This is a genomic window from uncultured Hymenobacter sp. (genome assembly GCF_964243305.1).
Classification (GTDB): Bacteria; Bacteroidota; Bacteroidia; order Cytophagales; family Hymenobacteraceae; genus Hymenobacter.
In genome coordinates this window covers 278,708-295,633 of the sequence record NZ_CAXTEF010000002.1, presented here as the reverse complement: position 1 = coordinate 295,633, position 16,926 = coordinate 278,708, and the positions used below count along the sequence as shown (strand labels likewise).

The 16,926-nt window shown below is 59.9% G+C and carries 16 protein-coding genes; 1 reads left to right on the top strand and 15 read right to left on the bottom strand.

Annotated elements, in window-relative coordinates; genetic code table 11:
• Positions 1-8: 8 nt before the first annotated feature.
• The 9 genes from ACFE70_RS02810 to ACFE70_RS02770 all read right to left on the bottom strand — a co-directional run bounded on the left by ACFE70_RS02810 (position 9) and on the right by ACFE70_RS02770 (position 7,189).
• Positions 9-593: a hypothetical protein gene (locus ACFE70_RS02810; RefSeq protein ID WP_375416183.1), complete on the bottom strand. Its 585-nt coding sequence runs from the start codon at positions 591-593 to the stop codon at positions 9-11.
• 60 nt (positions 594-653) lie between these two features.
• A complete protein-coding gene (locus ACFE70_RS02805) occupies positions 654-1,304 on the bottom strand; it encodes an FKBP-type peptidyl-prolyl cis-trans isomerase (RefSeq protein WP_375416182.1) in 651 nt (216 codons plus the stop codon).
• A gap of 203 nt (positions 1,305-1,507) precedes the next feature.
• The gene (locus ACFE70_RS02800) at positions 1,508-1,642 is read right to left on the bottom strand and encodes a hypothetical protein (RefSeq protein WP_375416181.1); all 135 of its coding nucleotides are present in this window, start codon (positions 1,640-1,642) and stop codon (positions 1,508-1,510) included.
• A gap of 105 nt (positions 1,643-1,747) precedes the next feature.
• On the bottom strand, positions 1,748-2,341 hold the full coding sequence (locus ACFE70_RS02795; protein ID WP_375416180.1) for a pseudouridine synthase: 594 nt from the start codon (positions 2,339-2,341) through the stop codon (positions 1,748-1,750).
• A 2-nt stretch (positions 2,342-2,343) separates the two neighbouring features.
• Entirely contained in the window at positions 2,344-3,027 is a 684-nt protein-coding gene (locus ACFE70_RS02790; protein WP_375416179.1) for a hypothetical protein, read from the bottom strand.
• 98 nt (positions 3,028-3,125) lie between these two features.
• Positions 3,126-4,199 carry an OmpA family protein gene (locus ACFE70_RS02785; RefSeq protein WP_375416178.1) on the bottom strand — a complete coding sequence of 358 codons (1,074 nt, stop codon included), beginning with the start codon at positions 4,197-4,199 and terminating at the stop codon, positions 3,126-3,128.
• A gap of 104 nt (positions 4,200-4,303) precedes the next feature.
• On the bottom strand, positions 4,304-5,209 hold the full coding sequence (locus tag ACFE70_RS02780) for an aldo/keto reductase (RefSeq protein ID WP_375416177.1): 906 nt from the start codon (positions 5,207-5,209) through the stop codon (positions 4,304-4,306).
• Between the two features lie 191 nt (positions 5,210-5,400).
• Positions 5,401-6,144 carry a copper homeostasis protein CutC gene (locus tag ACFE70_RS02775; protein WP_375416176.1) on the bottom strand — a complete coding sequence of 248 codons (744 nt, stop codon included), beginning with the start codon at positions 6,142-6,144 and terminating at the stop codon, positions 5,401-5,403.
• Positions 6,145-6,151: 7 nt separating this feature from the next.
• Positions 6,152-7,189, bottom strand: coding sequence for a N(4)-(beta-N-acetylglucosaminyl)-L-asparaginase (locus ACFE70_RS02770; protein ID WP_375416175.1), 1,038 nt, complete (start codon positions 7,187-7,189; stop codon positions 6,152-6,154).
• A 274-nt stretch (positions 7,190-7,463) separates the two neighbouring features.
• Here ACFE70_RS02770 and ACFE70_RS02765 point away from each other — a divergent pair, with 274 nt between their 5' ends.
• Positions 7,464-8,324 (top strand): N-acetylglucosamine kinase, encoded by an 861-nt coding sequence (locus tag ACFE70_RS02765; protein WP_375416174.1) that lies wholly within the window; start codon positions 7,464-7,466, stop codon positions 8,322-8,324.
• A gap of 305 nt (positions 8,325-8,629) precedes the next feature.
• On the opposite strand, the gene ACFE70_RS02760 is transcribed toward ACFE70_RS02765, so the two are convergent.
• The 6 genes from ACFE70_RS02760 to ACFE70_RS02735 form a co-directional block, all read right to left on the bottom strand.
• Positions 8,630-9,277, bottom strand: a complete 648-nt coding sequence (locus ACFE70_RS02760; protein ID WP_375416173.1) for a DUF4468 domain-containing protein — start codon at positions 9,275-9,277, stop codon at positions 8,630-8,632.
• A 262-nt stretch (positions 9,278-9,539) separates the two neighbouring features.
• Positions 9,540-10,580 (bottom strand): Fic family protein, encoded by a 1,041-nt coding sequence (locus ACFE70_RS02755; protein ID WP_375416172.1) that lies wholly within the window; start codon positions 10,578-10,580, stop codon positions 9,540-9,542.
• Between the two features lie 296 nt (positions 10,581-10,876).
• Positions 10,877-11,413, bottom strand: coding sequence for a RusA family crossover junction endodeoxyribonuclease (locus tag ACFE70_RS02750; protein ID WP_375416171.1), 537 nt, complete (start codon positions 11,411-11,413; stop codon positions 10,877-10,879).
• 47 nt (positions 11,414-11,460) lie between these two features.
• Positions 11,461-12,312, bottom strand: coding sequence for a hypothetical protein (locus tag ACFE70_RS02745; RefSeq protein ID WP_375416170.1), 852 nt, complete (start codon positions 12,310-12,312; stop codon positions 11,461-11,463).
• Positions 12,313-12,378: 66 nt separating this feature from the next.
• Positions 12,379-15,948, bottom strand: coding sequence for a methylmalonyl-CoA mutase family protein (locus ACFE70_RS02740; protein WP_375416169.1), 3,570 nt, complete (start codon positions 15,946-15,948; stop codon positions 12,379-12,381).
• 97 nt (positions 15,949-16,045) lie between these two features.
• Positions 16,046-16,909 (bottom strand): carboxypeptidase-like regulatory domain-containing protein, encoded by an 864-nt coding sequence (locus ACFE70_RS02735; protein WP_375416168.1) that lies wholly within the window; start codon positions 16,907-16,909, stop codon positions 16,046-16,048.
• Positions 16,910-16,926: the final 17 nt, after the last annotated feature.

The window sequence follows — 16,926 nt, the reverse complement described above, 5'->3', positions numbered from 1 at the left end:
CCGACCAGCTAAGGGAGGAACTCAGTCGGTGCGGCTGGCTCATCTTGGGCGGCCAGCAGCAGCGCGGCGGCTTCAGCAGCGTCCGCATCGTGTACGCGCTGAATGCGGCGGTTCAGCTCGCGGCTCAGGCGGAGCCAGGGCTCGGGCTCGCCGGGCAGGGCGAAATGCACCGCCTCGCGGCCTAGCCGGTAGAGGCGCAGGCGGTTGGTGCCGCGCCGGCCGTAGGCCAGCAGCAGCGCCGTCAGGGCCAGGGCCAGCATTGCCGGGCCGGTGCGCAGCCAGTTGTTGAGAAACATAATCAGCACCGTCGCCAGCCCCAGCCCGCCGAGCAGATACCACAAAATCCACTGCACCGGCGTCAGCTCCGCCCGCTCCAGCTCGCGCAGCGCAAAGGTCTGCCCGCGTACGGTGAGCGCGTCGACCGTGAGCACGAAGCGGCCATCGGGGCTGCGCAGCAGAGGCAGGGGGGGGGTAGGGGCCGGCGCGGCGGGCGCCTCCCGCGCAAAGTCAGCAGGCTTGGTTTCCACGGGGGGGGTAGGGCTGGCCGCGGCCGGTTCCAGGGGCCGGGCCGCGGTGGTGGCCGGCGCGGGCAAGCCCAGCGGCAGACGAGCCGGCGCCGCCTGATACAGCGGCGCCGGCTCGTCGCTGGCGTTTCAGTTGTTCACTTTCAGCAGCTCCACGTCGAAAATCAGGGCCGAGTCCGGGCCGATGTCGCGGCCGGCGCCGCGCTTGCCGTAGGCCAAATCCGAGGGGATGTAGAGGCGCCACTTCGCGCCCTCGCCCATGAGCTGCAGGGCCTCAGTCCAGCCGGCAATGACGCCGTTGACGGGGAAGGTGGCCGGCTGCCCGCGCTGGTAGGAGCTGTCGAAGACGGTGCCGTCAATCAAAGTGCCGTGGTAGTGAGTCGTGACCGAAGATTGCAGGCTGGGGTGGCGGCCGGTGCCCTCAGTCAGAATCTCGTATTGCAAGCCGCTGGGCAAGGTTTTGACGCCATCCTTCTGGGCATTCTGAGTTAGGAAGGCCTCGCCGGCCGCCTTGGTGCCGCCGGCGCTCGGGCCACCGTCGCCTTTGCCCTGCCCGCCGCCGTTCTGCTGGGCATCCTGAACTTCCATCTGTTGTTGCAGCTGCTCCATCGCGGCCTGCATCTGCTCGGGCGAGAGCTGGCTGGGCTGGCCTTGCGCAGCCTCTTGCAGGGCGGCGCTGAGCACGTCGAGGTCTAGTTCCAGGCCCTGCTGGGCGAAATTGCGGGCCAGGTCGCGGCCAATGATGTAGCTGACCTGCTGCTGGTTGGTGTCGAGCGTCATGGGAAAGAAGAGGGGGTAGGGAATTGGTTGGGAGAGAGAAAACACGGCCGCGCCGCCGGCCCAACGAGCCTCAGCGGCCCGGCCCGGTGCCGGCTGCCTTCTACGACAAAGGTCAGCCGGCCGGCGCAAATTGGGCGCAAAAAAGCCCCGCCCGCAGGCGAGGCCTAGTCCGTAAGCACCAAACTGAAAGCAGCGCGCGAGGCCTAGCAGTAGTGGGCGGCATCTTCGTCGCGCAAGTCGAAGGTCAGGTTCAGTGCGGCCAGCTGGGCGGCCAGGTAGCTCAGCGAGCCCAGGCTCCCCAGGAGCAGCAGCGATGAGAAAGCAGTAGTCTTTTTCATAAAATAGTAGAAAGGCAGCTTCCAAGCGAAGCAATTGGTTAACTGAGGCAAATATACGATAAAGAGGCTCAAAATGTTATGCAAGCCGAGTAATTTAACGCAAATTCACCTTGCTTCCGTGGGCGCATCCGTATGGAAATCAGGCACTTCGCGTACCGCGCCCGTCGCCAAGTCGCCCAGCTCCAGCTCGCCCACGCGCACCCGCACCAGCCGCAGTGTGGGAAAGCCCACGGCGGCCGTCATCTTGCGCACCTGCCGGAATTTGCCTTCCGTGAGGGTGATAGCAACCCAGGAAGTCGGCCCGTGCCGGTCGTCGCGGATGCGGCGGGCGCGGGGCGGGAAAGGGGGGGTAGGGATGCGCCGCGCCCGGCAGGGGCTGGTCTGGTAGCGCTGGCCCTGACTACTGATTTCGACGCCGGCTTGCAGCTGGGCCAGCGCCGCGTCGGTAATGCGGCCGTCGAGCTGAGCGTAATATTCCTTCTCGATGTGCCGGCCGCGAATAATATCGCTGAGCTTGCCGTCGGTGGTGAGCAGCAGCAGGCCCTCGCTGTCTTCGTCGAGGCGGCCGACGGCCATCGTGCCGGCCGGAAACTTGTGCAGCTCGCCCAGCATTTTCTTCCTGGCCTCGGCGCGGGCCTGGCTGCTGAACTGGCTGAGGTAGCCGTAGGGCTTGTGCAGCAGAAAGTGGCGGTGGGGCATTCCTATTCAATGAGTAAATTATAGACGATGAAGTGTGGTATTTTGAATTTGCTGTACCACTCGTTAACCGGTACTTTGCTTTGAATCAAATCACAGTACAGCAGCCAACCATCCTTCTCATAAGGCAGGGTATAAACCAGAAAAGGCACTTTGCGGCCAATGGCGAAATTTCGCTTTGACGTTGGCTGCTGGTCGGGCACCGAGGCAGCGTTTCTTACCACCTTATACGGCCAAATGCGCTCACTTAAACTGTAGTCTGCGCCCTTGCCAGGTAGCGCCGTAAACGTTTTTTTAGTTGCGCCATTAGTAAATAAAAACTGATTTTCTAAACTATTTTCGCTAGTCTGTCGCGCAAATACATCCATCACAAAATTACCCTGCTGGTCGTATTTAGTTAGGCGCTCCCCATTGCCTACTAACTCCTTCTCCGAGTCGGCTATGCCATTTTTATATTCCTGAAAAGTCAGGTGGAAGCGCTTGCCAGTCAGCCGCAGACTGTGGGACTCGAAATGCAGTTTCTCAATGTGCAGTACGCGCGTCATCAACTGCTGCATCTCCTTGTTGTCGGAGCCGGCATGAACCGAGATTTCAACGCTGTCCGGTGCCATTTGCGCAGCTTGTTGCAACTGGGTAAAAGTAAAATGGCCGGCCGTCAGAACGAATAGGATAGTAAGCAATGCTTTCATACAGAAAAGAAAGTAAAATCCGGTAAATGAGCGAACCAAAGTAGCCGATTTTCTAGGCGTACTCTTGGCTTAACCATTAGCACCAGCGGCAAGCTGAATTATTTCTTGGCCGCCGGTGCTCCGTTTAAAATAATAACTTCGACGCGCCGGTTGCGCAGGTCCGGCGAGGGGTAGAGCAGCTGCGTGTCGCCGTAGCCGATGGCCGCCAGCCGCTCGGCCGCAATGCCGCTTTTCTGAGTCAGATAATCCTTCACGGCCGCTGCCCGCTGCTCGGAGAGCAGCTGGTTTTTGTCGGCTTCCCCGATGCGGTCGGTGTGGCCGGCGATGCGCACGCGCAGCGTGGGGTTGGCTTGCAGCCGGGCCGCCAGCTGCGTCAGGGTCGGCTCCGATTCGGGCAGCAGCTCGGCCGTACCCAGCCGGAACAGCACCGCCGGCAGCACCAGCGGCTTGGGCCCGGCCGGGGGGGGTAGGGAGTTGGCCAGCGGTGGAACTACGGCCCCGGCGGCGGGCGCCGGCCCCGCCACCCGCACCGTGACGGGTACCACCGGGCTTTTCTCGGTTGGGTAAAAGCCTTGCGTGATGTAAAAAGTGGTGGTTTTGCGGAGCTTAGTGCGGTAGGTGTTGCCGCGGGCCAGCGGCCGGCGCAGGGCGGCATCGGCAAACCAGCGCACGTTGCGCCCCGACACGCGCAGGGTGCTGAGCTGCCCGGCCGGCACCGCGCCGGCCGACTTGAGCCGCACCCGGTACAGCTCCAGCGTGCCGTTGCGGCAGCCGGGAGTGGGGTAGGCCGAGCGGCCGGTGAGCTTTTCCAGGGCCGCGTCATACGTAAAAAGCATCGTGCCCAGGCACCAGTTGAGGTCATCGGGCTTGGTCTCGCTCAGGATGCCGGTGTGGGCCAGCCGCAGGCTGCGGCCGGCGCGGGCGCCCTGCATCCGGTAGGTCACGGCGTACTCGGGGGCGCTGAGGGCCAGTTGGTAGAGCGTGCCGCTGATGCCCTTGGCGCCGGCGCGCAAATTGAGCTGCGAGGGCCAGACCTCCGACGACTCAGCCCGCGGGTTAAACTCGACGCCCTGCCACTGGCCCGCGTAGTCCTGGGCCTGAACTGAGCCGATAGCTGGCCCAATGAGCAGCAGAAGCAGCAGGCACCAGCCAAAGCGAAGGCGAAATTTCATGCTTGGCAATACACGCCGCGCCTGCTCAGGGTTGCTTGATGAAGGCCTCGCCGGCAGGCAGTTGGTAGCCTGAGTTGGCACAAGCCGCTGCAACCAATCCAAAATTACCCCAGATACGCCAGGTCCTCCGGGCTCAGCTCGATGGCCGCCGCTTGCAGATTCTCCCGCAGGTGGGCCAGCGACGAGGTGCCCGGAATAGGCAGCAGCCAGGGTGATTTGTGCAGCAGCCAGGCCAGGTTGAGCTGCGCCTCCGTGGCGTTGTACTTCTGCGCCAGCTCGGCCATTTTGTTGCTGGCTTGGCCAACCTGGTCGGCACCAGGCAGCGAGTTCAGCAGCGAGTTCAGCAGCGAGAAATATGGAATGAGCGGAATGCCGTGCTGCTCGCACAAATCCAGCACTTCCTCGCCGCCCCGGTTTTCGCCGTGCGGCCCGCGCAGCGTGGTGCGCTGCCCGTAGCCGTACATGTTCTCGACCGTCGCGATTTCGCCTAGTTGCAGGCCGGTTTCCAGTTCCTCGCGGCTCACGTTACTCAGGCCCACGTGCTGGATTTTGCCTTCCCGCTGCATCGCGAATATGGCCTCCAGCTGCTCTTCAAATGGCACCTCACTGTGGCCCATCAGGCGCAGGTGCACCAGTTGAATCTGCTCTTGCCGGAGCGTGCGCAGGTTATTATCGATGCTGGTCCGCAGGTTTTCGGGCGTGTTGAAGGGCACCCAGCTTTTATCGGGCCGGCGAGTCGCGCCGACTTTGGTGCATATCACCAACTCCGGGGGGTAGGGATGCAGTGCCTCGGCAATGAGGCGGTTGGTGACGTCCTCACCGTAATAGTCGGCGGTATCCAGAAAGTTGACGCCCTCGGCCACGACCGTTTTCAGAATCTGCAAGGCCACGCCACGGTCGGCCGGCTCGCCCCAGACGCCGGGACCGGGCAGGCGCATGGTACCGTAGCCCAAGCGGGCGACGGTGAGGGGGTAGGCGGAGTGCGGGGCAATGGTAATGGTCGTGGTCATAAAGGCTGAATAGATGGCGAATGAAGCTGCCCACGACCGCTGACGGTCCTGAGAAGCTGTTTGAGTTAAGTAAAAACGGTCCTGCTGAGCTGGTCGAAGCATCTCTACCGCTTCGTTGAACGATTCAAATGGCGCGGTAGAGATGCTTCGACCAGCTCAGCAGGACCGTTTTTACTTAACTCAAACAGCTTCTAAGAATGATTTATTTCAGGTGCATCCTCATTCAGCAAGGCGACTAGTTCCGCTACCATAGCGGAGTCGGTTTCAAAGCGCGGAGCGTCGAACAAGCCCCCAGACGCTGCACCGGGCCCGGCGGGCTGCCGGCGCCGGGCGCTGGCGTGAAACTCCTGCGCGCCAGTGGCCGCAGCCAGGGCCCGCACGTTGGCCGCCGTCAGGCCCGCGCCTGGCATCAGGCGTAGGCGCCCAGCTGCTTGCTTCACCAGGGCCGCCAGCCGGGCCTGCCCGGCCTCGGCCGTGGGCTGTCCGCCCGAAGTCAGCAGGCGCTGGCAACCCACGGCGATGATGTCTTCCAGGGCCTGAAACTGGTCGGGGCAGTCATCAAAGGCGCGGTGAAACGTAACTTCCAGCGGCTGAGCCAAGGCCAGCAGCGCCCGGCACTGGGCCACATCGACGCGGCCGGCGGCATCCAGCACGCCCAGCACCACGCCCGCGCAGCCCAGCTCGCGGCACATTTCGATGTCGGCCCGCATGATGGCTAGCTCATCTTTGCTGTAAACGAAATGGCCGGGCCGCGGCCGAATCAGCACGAACACCGGCAGTTGCAGCCGCGCCCGCACCGCCCGAATCAGGCCGTAGGACGGCGTGATGCCGCCCTGCTCCAGGTTCTGGCACAGCTCGATGCGGTGCGCGCCGCCCGCCTGCGCCGCCTGCGCCGAAGCCAGCGACCCGGCGCAGATTTCCAGCTGCCGGCTCATTTGCGGCTCATTTAAGCAGGTAGGCGCTGTTGACCAGCCGGGGCGTCTCCGTCGTGCTCAGGGCGTAGCTGAAGCCCTTTTGCAGGGCGTAGGCGCCCACCTCGCCCCGCCGGCTCACGGCAATGAACGCCACCTGAATGTCGCGCGCCGCCGCTCCCTTGATGGCCGCGATGCGCGCCACGGCCTCCTGGCAGGCGGCCTGCGGCGAGCGGCCCTGGCGCATCAGCTCCACGACGGTGTGGGAGCCGGCCATGCGAATCACGTCCTCGCCCTGGCCGGTGGCCGCCGCCGCGCCCACGGCCGGGTCCACGAACAGCCCGGCGCCGATGATGGGCGAGTCGCCGACCCGGCCGCGCAGCTTGAAGCCCATGCCGCTGGTCGTGCAGCTGCCGCTGAGCCGGCCCTGCGCATCAAGGGCCAGCATGGCGATGGTGTCGTGGTTGTTGGGCCCGCCGGCCGGGCCCACCGGCACCGGCTTGGTGCCCGAGTTTTCGACGTTGATAACGGGCCGGTACTGGCTGTTTTTCAGCCACTCGCGGTAGGCCTTTTCGGCGTCGGCGCTCAGCTTTTGCGGCTCCAGCGGGAAGCCCTGCGCCACGGCAAACTGCTGGGCGCCGGGGCCCACCAGCAGCACGTGCGGGGTGCGCTCCATCACGCGCCGGGCCACGCTGATGGGGTGCCTGATGCGCTCGAGCGCCGCCACGCTGCCGCAGCCAAACTTGTCGTCCATGATGCAGGCGTCGAGCGTCACGATGCCGTCGCGGTCGGGGTTGGCGCCCAGGCCCACGCAGCAGCTTTGCTCGGCCTCGGTCACCATCACGCCGGCCTCCACCGCGTCGAGGGCGTAGCCGCCGGCGCCCAGGATTTTCCAGGCGCCGCGGTTGGCGTTCAGGCCCGCGTCCCAAGTCGAAATGACCAGGGGCCGGGTTGCGGGCGACAGGGGGGGTAGGGATTGAGGTAGAGCCGCGGCGCCGGCCAGCGGGACGGCAGCCAGCCCGGCCAGGCCGGCGGCAGAGGTGTACAAAAACTTGCGGCGGGATGGCATGAGGCGGAGGTAGGGGGGTAGGGAGTTGAGAGAAGTTGTTCAGGAGCCGAAAGACCGTCATGCTGAGCTTGTCGAAGCATCTCTCCTGCTGACTAATCAGCTTCTTCAACGATTGGATTACTTAGGCATTAGAGATGCTTCGACTCCGCTGCGCTACGCTCAGCATGACGTTCTTTCTGCTTTACAAACAGCTCTATTTTTTCATTTTTTATTTATAGCTTTTAATTATTCCAAAGGTACAGCCAGCTGCGAACGCTACGTACTTTCGCCCGCTATGATTTTAGTTGCTGACGGAGGCTCGACCAAGTGCAGCTGGTGCCTGCTCGCGGGGGCGGCGCCCGCCCGCTTCACCACCGAAGGGTACAACCCTTACTTTGTCGATACGGCCACCATTGCCACCTCCCTGGCCCGGCACGTGCCCGCCGCCGTGCCCCGCGAGCAGGTAAGCGAAGTGCACTACTACGGCGCCGGGGTACTGTCGGCGGCCAAGGCCGAAATAGTGGCCGGCGCGCTGCGGCAGGTGTTTCCGCAGGCGCAGGTATTCGTGGCCGAAGACCTGCTGGGCGCGGCGCGGGCCGTACTGGGCCGCGCGGCGGGCTTCGTCGCCATCCTCGGCACGGGCACCAATTCCGCGCTCTACGACGGGCAGCGCATCACGCACTGCGTCGAGTCGCTGGGCTACTCGCTGGGCGACGAGGGCTCCGGCACGTTCATCGGCCGGCAGCTGCTGCGCGACTACCTGCGCGAGCGCCTACCCCCCGGTTTGGGCGCGAAGCTCCAAGCCGCCTACGGCCTGGGCGAGGTCAGCGAGGTGCTCGACCGCCTCTACAACCAGCCGCTGCCCAACCGCTTCCTGGCCAGCTTCGCCCAATTCGCGCACCAGCACTACCACGAGCCCTATTGCCAGGCCATCGTGGCGCGGGCGTTCGACGCCTTTTTCGAGCAAATCGTAACCCACTACCCCGACTATCAGCGCTACGCCTTCCACTGCGTGGGCTCCGTAGGCTACCACTTTCGCGCCGCGCTCGCCGAGGCCGCCGCCCGCCACGGCATGGCGCCGGGCCGGTTCCTGCAAGCCCCCATCGATGCGCTGGTGCGTTACCACGAAGAAGCCACGGAGCTTCCCCCGCAGTAGTCGGAGCCGGCCGGCTGGTGCCCGGACTGCCCCCGTTTTCTGCGCCAGCCTATCGGCTAGAATCAGCTACGAAGGGCTTTTTTCCGGAATGAGGCGATAGTAGCAGACCAATGGGCTCCCCCACGTCGGGCCACGGCGGCGCCGGGGGCCGTGGGGGAAGCGGGGGATTTTGAGGAGGTAGGGAATGTGCTGCTTAGGAGTAACGCTATGTTCAACTCACGCGACATTAAGAGCAGCTGAAAAGCAAACAAAAGCCCTGCTGATTATTACGCCAGCAGGGCTTATTTGAAGATAAGGAATTGGACTTACCAGTCTGACTTCTGTTTACCTTTCTTCACCGAGGTTGCCAACCCCGAGATAATTTGCTGTGCTTCATAGTCCATGCCAGCTACAATTTTGCCATTGTACCCTGTCCGCTTTCCAGCCTTGTAGTCGGTCAAGCACTGGTTGTAATTCACAGCATATGTGTTGGTTGCATTCGCCCCTCCCAGCAGGCTAGTATTTTTGTTTCCGCCCGTGAAGTTGTACATCCGATAGCGAAACTTACCATCCTTGGTTTCCACGCTCAATACGAAAGTCAATGCTACTTCCGAGATGTTGATTCCATTCACAAACTGATACTTGTGGATGCCTTTACCCAGAATTTTGCCAGCATCCTTATCATCAACTTGTAGCACGTCCTTACCGCTAACGTAGTTGGAGACAAACCATTCGCGAACGGCTTGATGGATATCTTGTTTGGAGATAGTAGAATCTACTTTGATTACGCCTTCATAGTAGATGGCACCATCAGCATCTACGGGTAGCGCAGCGAGCCTTGCAGGGTCTAGTTCACCCTTTTTAACATAATGACCTGCGCCAGTCGAGTTGGGATTCTGTGCTTGGCTTTTTTGCGCAAAACACATGAGCAAACCAAAATAACAAAGAGCGTTGAGGGTAAACTTCAGTCGCATAAAAGAAAAAGAAATGTGAATTGATGCGGAAAGATAATACGCTTTCTGCTATCAACTGAACCTAGTCCTACATATTCCTTCTATACTGCCCGACGACCTCAAACAGGGCGTTTGTAATCTGGCCTAGGGAGCAGAATTTGACGGTTTCCATTAACTCGGCGAAGAGGTTGCCGTGGGCGATGGCGACTTGCTGGAGCTGCTGGAGGCGGGCCGGGGCCTGCTCGGCGTGGCGCGCGTGCAGCCGGATAATAAAGCTACGAACTCAACGTAAATAATAGATTGTTGCGGGGCCCTTGCCTTGCTTTTCAAGCTGTTTTTGTGCCATGAGGTCGGCCAAAATGCGCTTGACGGTGGGGGAGGGTATAGCCAGCTTCTCGGCAATCTGCCCCGATTTGCAGCCGGGATAATTGCCAACAAAGGCTAGCACGGCTTTTTCGCGGGGCGACGACTGCGTTTCCGTTTCGCGCACCGTCAGCTTGTGGAGCAGTTGCTGTTGCACTTTTAGCAGGGCATCAAAAAAGAAGGTCAGCCACGATGAGATGTTCTCACCTGGTCGTTGCGCCTGGCACTTTTGCAACTCCCGGTAGTACTCGGTTTTGCGGCTCTCGATTTCGTGTTCCAGGCTCACGTACTGAATCCAGACGTAGCCGTTCTGAAGCAGGAGCAACGTGGCTAACAGTCGGCTCAGGCGGCCGTTGCCATCTTGAAACGGGTGGATGCTCACAAAATCGTAGCAAAACAACGCACACTTCACCAGCGGGTGCGTGGCCGTATCGGCGTGGTACCAGGCTACCAGTTCGCGCATGGCATCTTCGGTGGCGAAGCCCGGCGCGGTGGTCTGAAAAATTAGCTGCTTGGTGCCGTCCGGCAGCGTGGCTTCCACGGCGTTGGAATGTTGCTTGTAGTTGCCCCGGTGCCACTCGTCCTGGCGGCTGAAACGGAGCAGCTGATTATGCAGCCCTTTGATGCTGTTCTCCGAAATGTCAATGTCCGCGTAAGACTCCGCCATCAAATCCAACACCTGAAAGTAGCCGACCACTTCTTGCGAATCTCGGTCTTCGAGCTTGGTAATATCCGTATTGCGCAGCAGCACTTCCACTTCCGCGTCGCTCATGCGCGAGCCTTCGATGCGGGTGGAAGCGCCCACGCTGCGCACTGTGGCAATGGCTTTCAGCTGCTTTAGCGTCTGGCCTTCGCGCCGCTCAATGGCCGACCAGCTGGCATCAAAGCGGTCGAGCTTGCTCACGGCCGCCAGCAAGGCCCAATCCAGCGTCACTTCTACGGTATGCACACGCTCTATCATGCCGCGAAGATAGGCGCGCCGCCCTCGTCGTGATACGATTTGATACGATTCAAGACGATGCTGATACGATAGCAGCTCTAGGTCTGGAGGTATCTCCATTCGCCTACCCCCCCTCCGCCCGGCCCAACCTCCACGCACCGTGCCACAGCGGCGCCGGGGGCCGCGGGCGAAGTAGGGGAATTTTGAGGGGGTAGGGAGAGCTGGCCCGCGTTGGCAGTGCCCCTATGCGCAACACCCTGCCATCCTGGGGTCGGAGAGGCAGAGTGTCAAGAGATTATAGCGGAACTGGTCTGAGCTTAGTCTTTATAAGTAAAGTATGCCAATTTTATGTCTTTAAACCAACTATTTTCATGGCTATTCACTTTGCGTATGCCAACCATAAGAGCATTCAGAGGCTGAAGTCCATTTACTTCCTTCGTGCCCAAAACATTGATAATTTGGCTGTCATCAGTATAGACTAAGCCATTAAAACAATCTAAAACCATTTTGATAAGATTATCAATATCAACCTCCTTCAATCTTCTTTCTTTCATAGAGATAGCAACCACTACCTCAAGTTTAATATCAATAGAATAAGGGTGTTCAGAGGTTAGCATATTCTTAATAGTTTCTTTGAAATGCTCCTCAAATTTTTGCTGAGAACCAGATTGACCTTTCTGTTTTATGTAGAGGTCAAAATCCTCAGACAAGTTTGTGAGTTGTTCCCCCTCTTCTAAAATCGCTTGGTACCCCTTTAGTAATTTAAATTTGTCCTGCTTAGTAGGGATTTCAGGGCCACCAAGAGTATAAATGAAAAAGTCGAGTTCTGGGTGTTTATTGAGTATGGCTTTCATATTTATCTGATAAGAAATTATGTAGCAGTTGAGAATTTGTTTTGAGTTTAGGCGGGAGCGAAGCAAGAAGCACATTTCCTGAAACCCAGTTGCTCAAGAAGGTGTCCTTCGAAAACCAAGTCAGGATTGAATTTGACACGATAATAATGTTTTAATAGGCCTGCAAGTGGATTCTTAAACCTTGACTCATAACCTTTCAAAAAACTTCTTAGCTTGTCTTCACTAATTCCAAGCTCGTCTTTTGGATGTGGCAGGCCCAAGGGAAGCGGCAAGTCCTTACTTGCGAAGTAAGTGTGTTTATCGTACTTGACAATGGCTCTACGAGTGAGAGAATTACTTTTATTGATAAATTCATTAACTTCCTCCATAAGACTGTCTATTTGGCATTCCACCTCTTCGAGGCTCACATTATCTATGTATTCCTGTCCACTATTATCGTACCTCACTGGTTCGGGTTTGCTGGGCATGTACTTTTGAAACTTAAGGTGCATTCGTGCCATAAAAGCTTCTGGGTCTTTATGGAATAGGCTGTTCGCGTCCGATTGTTTAAACCACTCCCTGAATTCAAGTACAGCCTCTGGACCATTGTTTCTTATCTGGTCTGGAATTTTTATATTTTGGAAAGCTGAATGAATTTTGCCGCAAGAATTGTCTTTGTGATAAGCGGGTACTCCACCTTCCCAAACGAACTGAAGGCTGTCTTCATTAACTGTTTTGACATACTTTTCCACAAAACCTCTAGGGTCTTTATATAGATTGTAGAATGCGAGTAGCCTCTTTTGCTCTAAAATATTATAGAAATAAATTGGCCTTTTATATATAACACCGGTCAAGTCCATAGAAGATAAATCAGCGCCGCCAATTATTCTGGTTGCATTGGACTTCGTTAAATAGGCCATTGTTAATTTGTTTTATGAAGCAGAGCAAAACAAGATATTCGCTATTCTTAAAGGCTGCATTGGACCCTACATATTCCTTCTATACTGCCCGCCGACCTCAAACAGGGCGTTCGTAATTTGGCCGAGGGAACAGAATTTGACGGTTTCCATTAGCTCGGCGAAGAGGTTGCCGTTGGCGACGGCGACTTGCTGGAGCTGCTGGAGGCGGGCCGAGGCCTGGTCGGCGTTGCGCGCGTGCAGCAGGTTCAGCATCTCGATTTGGTACTGCTTTTCCTCTTCCGTGGCGCGGATGACTTCGGCGGGCACGACCGTGGGCGAGCCTTTGGACGAGAGGAAGGTATTCACGCCGATGATGGGGTACTCGCCGGTGTGCTTCAGCATCTCGTAGTGCATGCTTTCCTCCTGGATTTTGCCGCGCTGATACATGGTTTCCATCGCGCCGAGCACGCCGCCGCGCTCGGTGAGGCGGTCGAATTCGAGCAATACCGCTTCTTCCACGAGGTCGGTCAGCTCCTCGATGATGAAGGCGCCTTGCAGCGGGTTTTCATTTTTGGCCAGGCCTAGCTCGCGGTTGATGATGAGTTGAATGGCCATCGCGCGGCGCACCGATTCTTCCGTGGGCGTGGTGATGGCCTCGTCGTAGGCATTAGTGTGCAGGCTGTTACAGTTGTCGTAGATGGCGTAGAGGGCCTGCAACGTGGTGCGGATATCGTTGAAGTCGATTTCCTGGGCGTGCAGGCTGCGGCCCGAGGTCTGGATGTGGTACTTCAGCATCTGGCTGCGGGCGTCGGCGCCGTACTTGAGCTTCATGGCCTTGGCCCAGATGCGGCGCGCGACCCGCCCGATGACGGCGTATTCGGGGTCGATGCCGTTGGAGAAGAAGAAGCTCAGGTTGGGCGCGAAGTCGTTGACGCTCATGCCACGGCTCACGTAGTATTCCACGAACGTGAAGCCGTTGGAGAGCGTGAGGGCGAGCTGGGTGATGGGGTTGGCGCCGGCCTCGGCGATGTGGTAGCCGGAAATCGAGACCGAGTAGAAATTGCGGACCTTCTCGCTGATGAAATACTGCTGCACGTCGCCCATGAGGCGCAGGGCGAATTCGGTGCTGAAAATGCAGGTGTTCTGGGCCTGGTCTTCTTTTAGGATGTCGGCCTGCACGGTGCCGCGCACCTGCGTGAGCGTGCGGGCCTTGATGCCGGCGTACACGTCGGCGGGCAGCACCTGGTCGCCGGTCACGCCGAGCAGCCGCAGGCCGAGGCCGTCGTTGCCGGCCGGCAGTTCGCCCTGGTAGCGGGGGCGGGGCTGGTTTTTGGCTTGATAAATCTCGTCGATTTTAAGGTCAACCTCGGCTTCCAGGCCGTTTTCCTGAATGTACAGCTCGCACTGCTGGTCGATGGCGGCGTTCATGAAAAACGCGGCCAGCGTGGCGGCGGGGCCGTTGATGGTCATGCTCACCGACGTGCTGGGGTTGGCTAGGTTGAAGCCGGAGTAGAGCTTTTTGGCATCGTCGAGGCAGCAGATGCTCACGCCGGCGTTGCCGATTTTGCCGTAGATGTCGGGCCGGTGATCGGGGTCCTCGCCGTAGAGCGTCACCGAGTCGAAGGCCGTGCTCAGGCGCTTGGCGGGCAGGCCCAGGCTCACGTAGTGGAAGCGCCGGTTGGTCCGCTCCGGGCCGCCCTCGCCGGCAAACATGCGGGTCGGGTCCTCGCCCTCGCGCTTGAATGGGAATACGCCGGCCGTGTAAGGAAACTGGCCCGGAAAGTTCTCCTGCATCGCCCAGCGCAGGCGGTCGCCCCAGCCGGTGTAGCGCGGCACCGCCACTTTTGGTATCGCATTGCCCGAGAGCGATTTGGTATGCGTCTGCACCCGAATTTCCTTGTCGCGCACCTTGTACACGTACTCCGGATTGCGGTAATTCTGGAGCGTGGCGTCCCAGTTTTCCAGGATGGCCTGGCTGTCGGCGTCGAGGCGGCGGAGCTGGGTTTGCTTGCTCTTGGCAAACTCGTTGACCATGCTTTCGCCGCTGGCTTTCTCGGTGCGATAGTGCGCTTCGAGCGTGGCAAACGCGCCGGCCACTTCCGCAATCTGCGCCTGCTCGCGCACGCGCTGGTCGTAGGCGCGGTTGGTTTCGGCAATTTCGGAGAGGTAGCGCGTGCGGTGCGGCGGGATGATGTAAATCTTCTCCGAATCCTGGGCGCTCGTGTCGAGCTGCGAGGCGAACGTGGCGCCGGTTTTGGTTTCCAGCATCCGCAGTACGGCCCGGTAGAGGCGGTTCATGCCAGGGTCGTTGAACTGCGAGGCGATGGTGCCGAAAACGGGCATCTCCTCCACGGGCTGGTCCCACAGGTTCTGGTTGCGCTGGTACTGCTTGCGCACGTCGCGCAGCGCGTCGAGGGCGCCGCGCTTGTCGAATTTGTTGAGAGCAATCACGTCGGCGAAATCGAGCATGTCGATTTTTTCGAGCTGCGTGGCCGCGCCATATTCGGGCGTCATCACGTAAAGGCTGGCGTCGGAGTGCTCGATAATTTCGGTGTCGGACTGGCCGATGCCGCTGGTTTCGAGGATGATAAGGTCGTAGTGGGCGGCGCGCACCACGTCCACGGCGTCCTGCACGTAGCGCGACAGCGCCAGGTTGCTCTGGCGCGTGGCCAGGCTGCGCATGTACACCCTGGGCGAGTTGATGGCGTTCATCCGAATCCGGTCGCCGAGCAGCGCGCCGCCGGTTTTGCGCTTGCTGGGGTCCACGGAAATGATGGCTAGCGTCTTGTCCGGGAAGTCGTGCAGGAAGCGCCGCACCAGCTCATCCACGAGCGAGGATTTGCCCGCGCCGCCCGTGCCGGTGATACCCAGGATTGGTGCCTGGTGCCTGGTGCTTAGTGCTTGGTTGTCGCCGGAGAGGGGGGTAGGGATTTCGGCCGTTCCCCGGTCCGACGGCGCAGCCGTCCGACCGGCTGTCGTCAGCACGTCATCAGGCGCTGATTCCCTACCCCCCCTCGCGTCGTCAACCGACGCGGACGACAACTGGTCGGACGGCTGCGCCGTCGGACCGACGCGCAATGCTTCTAAACCGAGCTGTTCTTTCACCCGCTCAAACTCTGCTGGGAAATTCTCTGCCGCCGAAATCAGGCGCCCGATGCTGCGCGCATCCTTTTCCTTGACGTGGCTGGCCTCGCCGTTCAGCTTCTCGCCGGTGGGGAAGTCGGCCTGCTCCAGCAGGTGGTTAATCATGCCCTGCAAGCCCATTGCCCGGCCATCATCGGGCGAGTAGATGCGCGTGATGCCGTAGGCTTGCAGCTCGGCAATCTCGCTGGGCAGAATCACGCCGCCGCCGCCGCCGAAGATTTTGATGTGGCCCGCGCCGCGCTCCTTCAGCAAGTCGTGCATGTACTTAAAGTACTCATTGTGCCCGCCTTGGTAGCTGGTGATGGCAATGGCCTGCGCATCTTCCTGAATCGCGCAGTCCACGATTTCCTGCACCGAGCGGTTGTGGCCCAGGTGAATCACTTCGGCGCCGCTGCTCTGGATGATGCGGCGCATGATGTTGATGGCCGCATCGTGCCCATCGAACAAGGCGGCGGCCGTGACGATGCGCAGGTGATTCTGAGGCTTATAGGGCGCGGCGGGGGCAGGGTGCATGGGGCAGGAGGGGGTATGGAAATCGAAGGTTAAAGGTACAAAAAAGCCCCGGCGGGGTCGGCCGGGGCTTTCGTCACTGTTGAGGGAAAAACGCAACCTATTTAAACTCCTGAACGGCCAGGTACATGCTCATATTAAATGGGTAGCTGCGCCACTGCGCCTCGCTTTTGCTGCGCACGAGTACACGGTGGCCGACCGATGGAAATGCGGCTGTTCCGCCGAGTACCGCATTTTTGGGGTCCAGCTTTTCGCTTTGTAGCCACTGGATGCCCGCCGCGACGGTCTGACCTTTGCGCAACCGAATGTTATAGGCGCTTAAATCCAGGCTGACCCAGCCAGTTTGCTGGCTGAGCAGGGTAAACTGAATATCGTCGGTGAGCAGCTCCCGCGTGGGCCGGCCACTAGTTATCTGGTAGAGCGTAAATCGGAATCGGATGAGCTTAAAATCATTCCGCTCGACGTGAAAGCGAAAGCTGTCGACGTAGCAACTCCGGCGTACCGGCAGCACGGTGAGCATTTCCCGACCGCGCTCGTCGCTGGCGACGTTCAGGCTGGTGTCGCGGGCGCTCCAATAAGCAAGGCCGCCAACTGCTTTGCGACCTATGATGGCTGGCTTTAGCTTGGGGTGGCGCACCTGCACGTCGCCCAGCGTTTGGGCTTGCGGCTGCAGGCGCCAGACGGTCTCCGGCGCACGCAACTGGCCAACCGTAAGCCGCAGGGCCCGGAAGCCGATGCAGGAAATAACCACGGAATCGGTGCCGGACAGGGTAGCAGGCACGGCAAACGCGAAGTGCCCGCGCTCATCGGCCGTCGAGCCCAGGGCCTTGCCCTTGATGCCCACCGTGGCAAAAGCCACAGGCCGGCCGGAAGAAGCGGCCAACACGCGACCTGTGAGCTGCTGCGCCCAGCCAGTCAGGGTGCAGCTAAACAGGCATACAGCTAGGACAAGTCGGGGCAGCATAAGGCGAATAAGTACTA

What these genes read in the sequence shown, in the direction of transcription:
- ACFE70_RS02800 (WP_375416181.1), bottom strand. Translation starts at nt 1,642, where the DNA reads ATGAAAAAGACTACTGCTTTCTCATCGCTGCTGCTCCTGGGGAGCCTG.
- ACFE70_RS02805 (WP_375416182.1), bottom strand. Translation starts at nt 1,304, where the DNA reads ATGACGCTCGACACCAACCAGCAGCAGGTCAGCTACATCATTGGCCGC.
- ACFE70_RS02785 (WP_375416178.1), bottom strand. Translation starts at nt 4,199, where the DNA reads ATGAAATTTCGCCTTCGCTTTGGCTGGTGCCTGCTGCTTCTGCTGCTC.
- ACFE70_RS02755 (WP_375416172.1), bottom strand. Translation starts at nt 10,580, where the DNA reads ATGATAGAGCGTGTGCATACCGTAGAAGTGACGCTGGATTGGGCCTTG.
- ACFE70_RS02745 (WP_375416170.1), bottom strand. Translation starts at nt 12,312, where the DNA reads ATGGCCTATTTAACGAAGTCCAATGCAACCAGAATAATTGGCGGCGCT.
- ACFE70_RS02765 (WP_375416174.1), top strand. Translation starts at nt 7,464, where the DNA reads ATGATTTTAGTTGCTGACGGAGGCTCGACCAAGTGCAGCTGGTGCCTG.
- ACFE70_RS02795 (WP_375416180.1), bottom strand. Translation starts at nt 2,341, where the DNA reads ATGCCCCACCGCCACTTTCTGCTGCACAAGCCCTACGGCTACCTCAGC.
- ACFE70_RS02775 (WP_375416176.1), bottom strand. Translation starts at nt 6,144, where the DNA reads ATGAGCCGGCAGCTGGAAATCTGCGCCGGGTCGCTGGCTTCGGCGCAG.
- ACFE70_RS02770 (WP_375416175.1), bottom strand. Translation starts at nt 7,189, where the DNA reads ATGCCATCCCGCCGCAAGTTTTTGTACACCTCTGCCGCCGGCCTGGCC.
- ACFE70_RS02780 (WP_375416177.1), bottom strand. Translation starts at nt 5,209, where the DNA reads ATGACCACGACCATTACCATTGCCCCGCACTCCGCCTACCCCCTCACC.
- ACFE70_RS02760 (WP_375416173.1), bottom strand. Translation starts at nt 9,277, where the DNA reads ATGCGACTGAAGTTTACCCTCAACGCTCTTTGTTATTTTGGTTTGCTC.
- ACFE70_RS02740 (WP_375416169.1), bottom strand. Translation starts at nt 15,948, where the DNA reads ATGCACCCTGCCCCCGCCGCGCCCTATAAGCCTCAGAATCACCTGCGC.
- ACFE70_RS02790 (WP_375416179.1), bottom strand. Translation starts at nt 3,027, where the DNA reads ATGAAAGCATTGCTTACTATCCTATTCGTTCTGACGGCCGGCCATTTT.
- ACFE70_RS02735 (WP_375416168.1), bottom strand. Translation starts at nt 16,909, where the DNA reads ATGCTGCCCCGACTTGTCCTAGCTGTATGCCTGTTTAGCTGCACCCTG.
- ACFE70_RS02750 (WP_375416171.1), bottom strand. Translation starts at nt 11,413, where the DNA reads ATGAAAGCCATACTCAATAAACACCCAGAACTCGACTTTTTCATTTAT.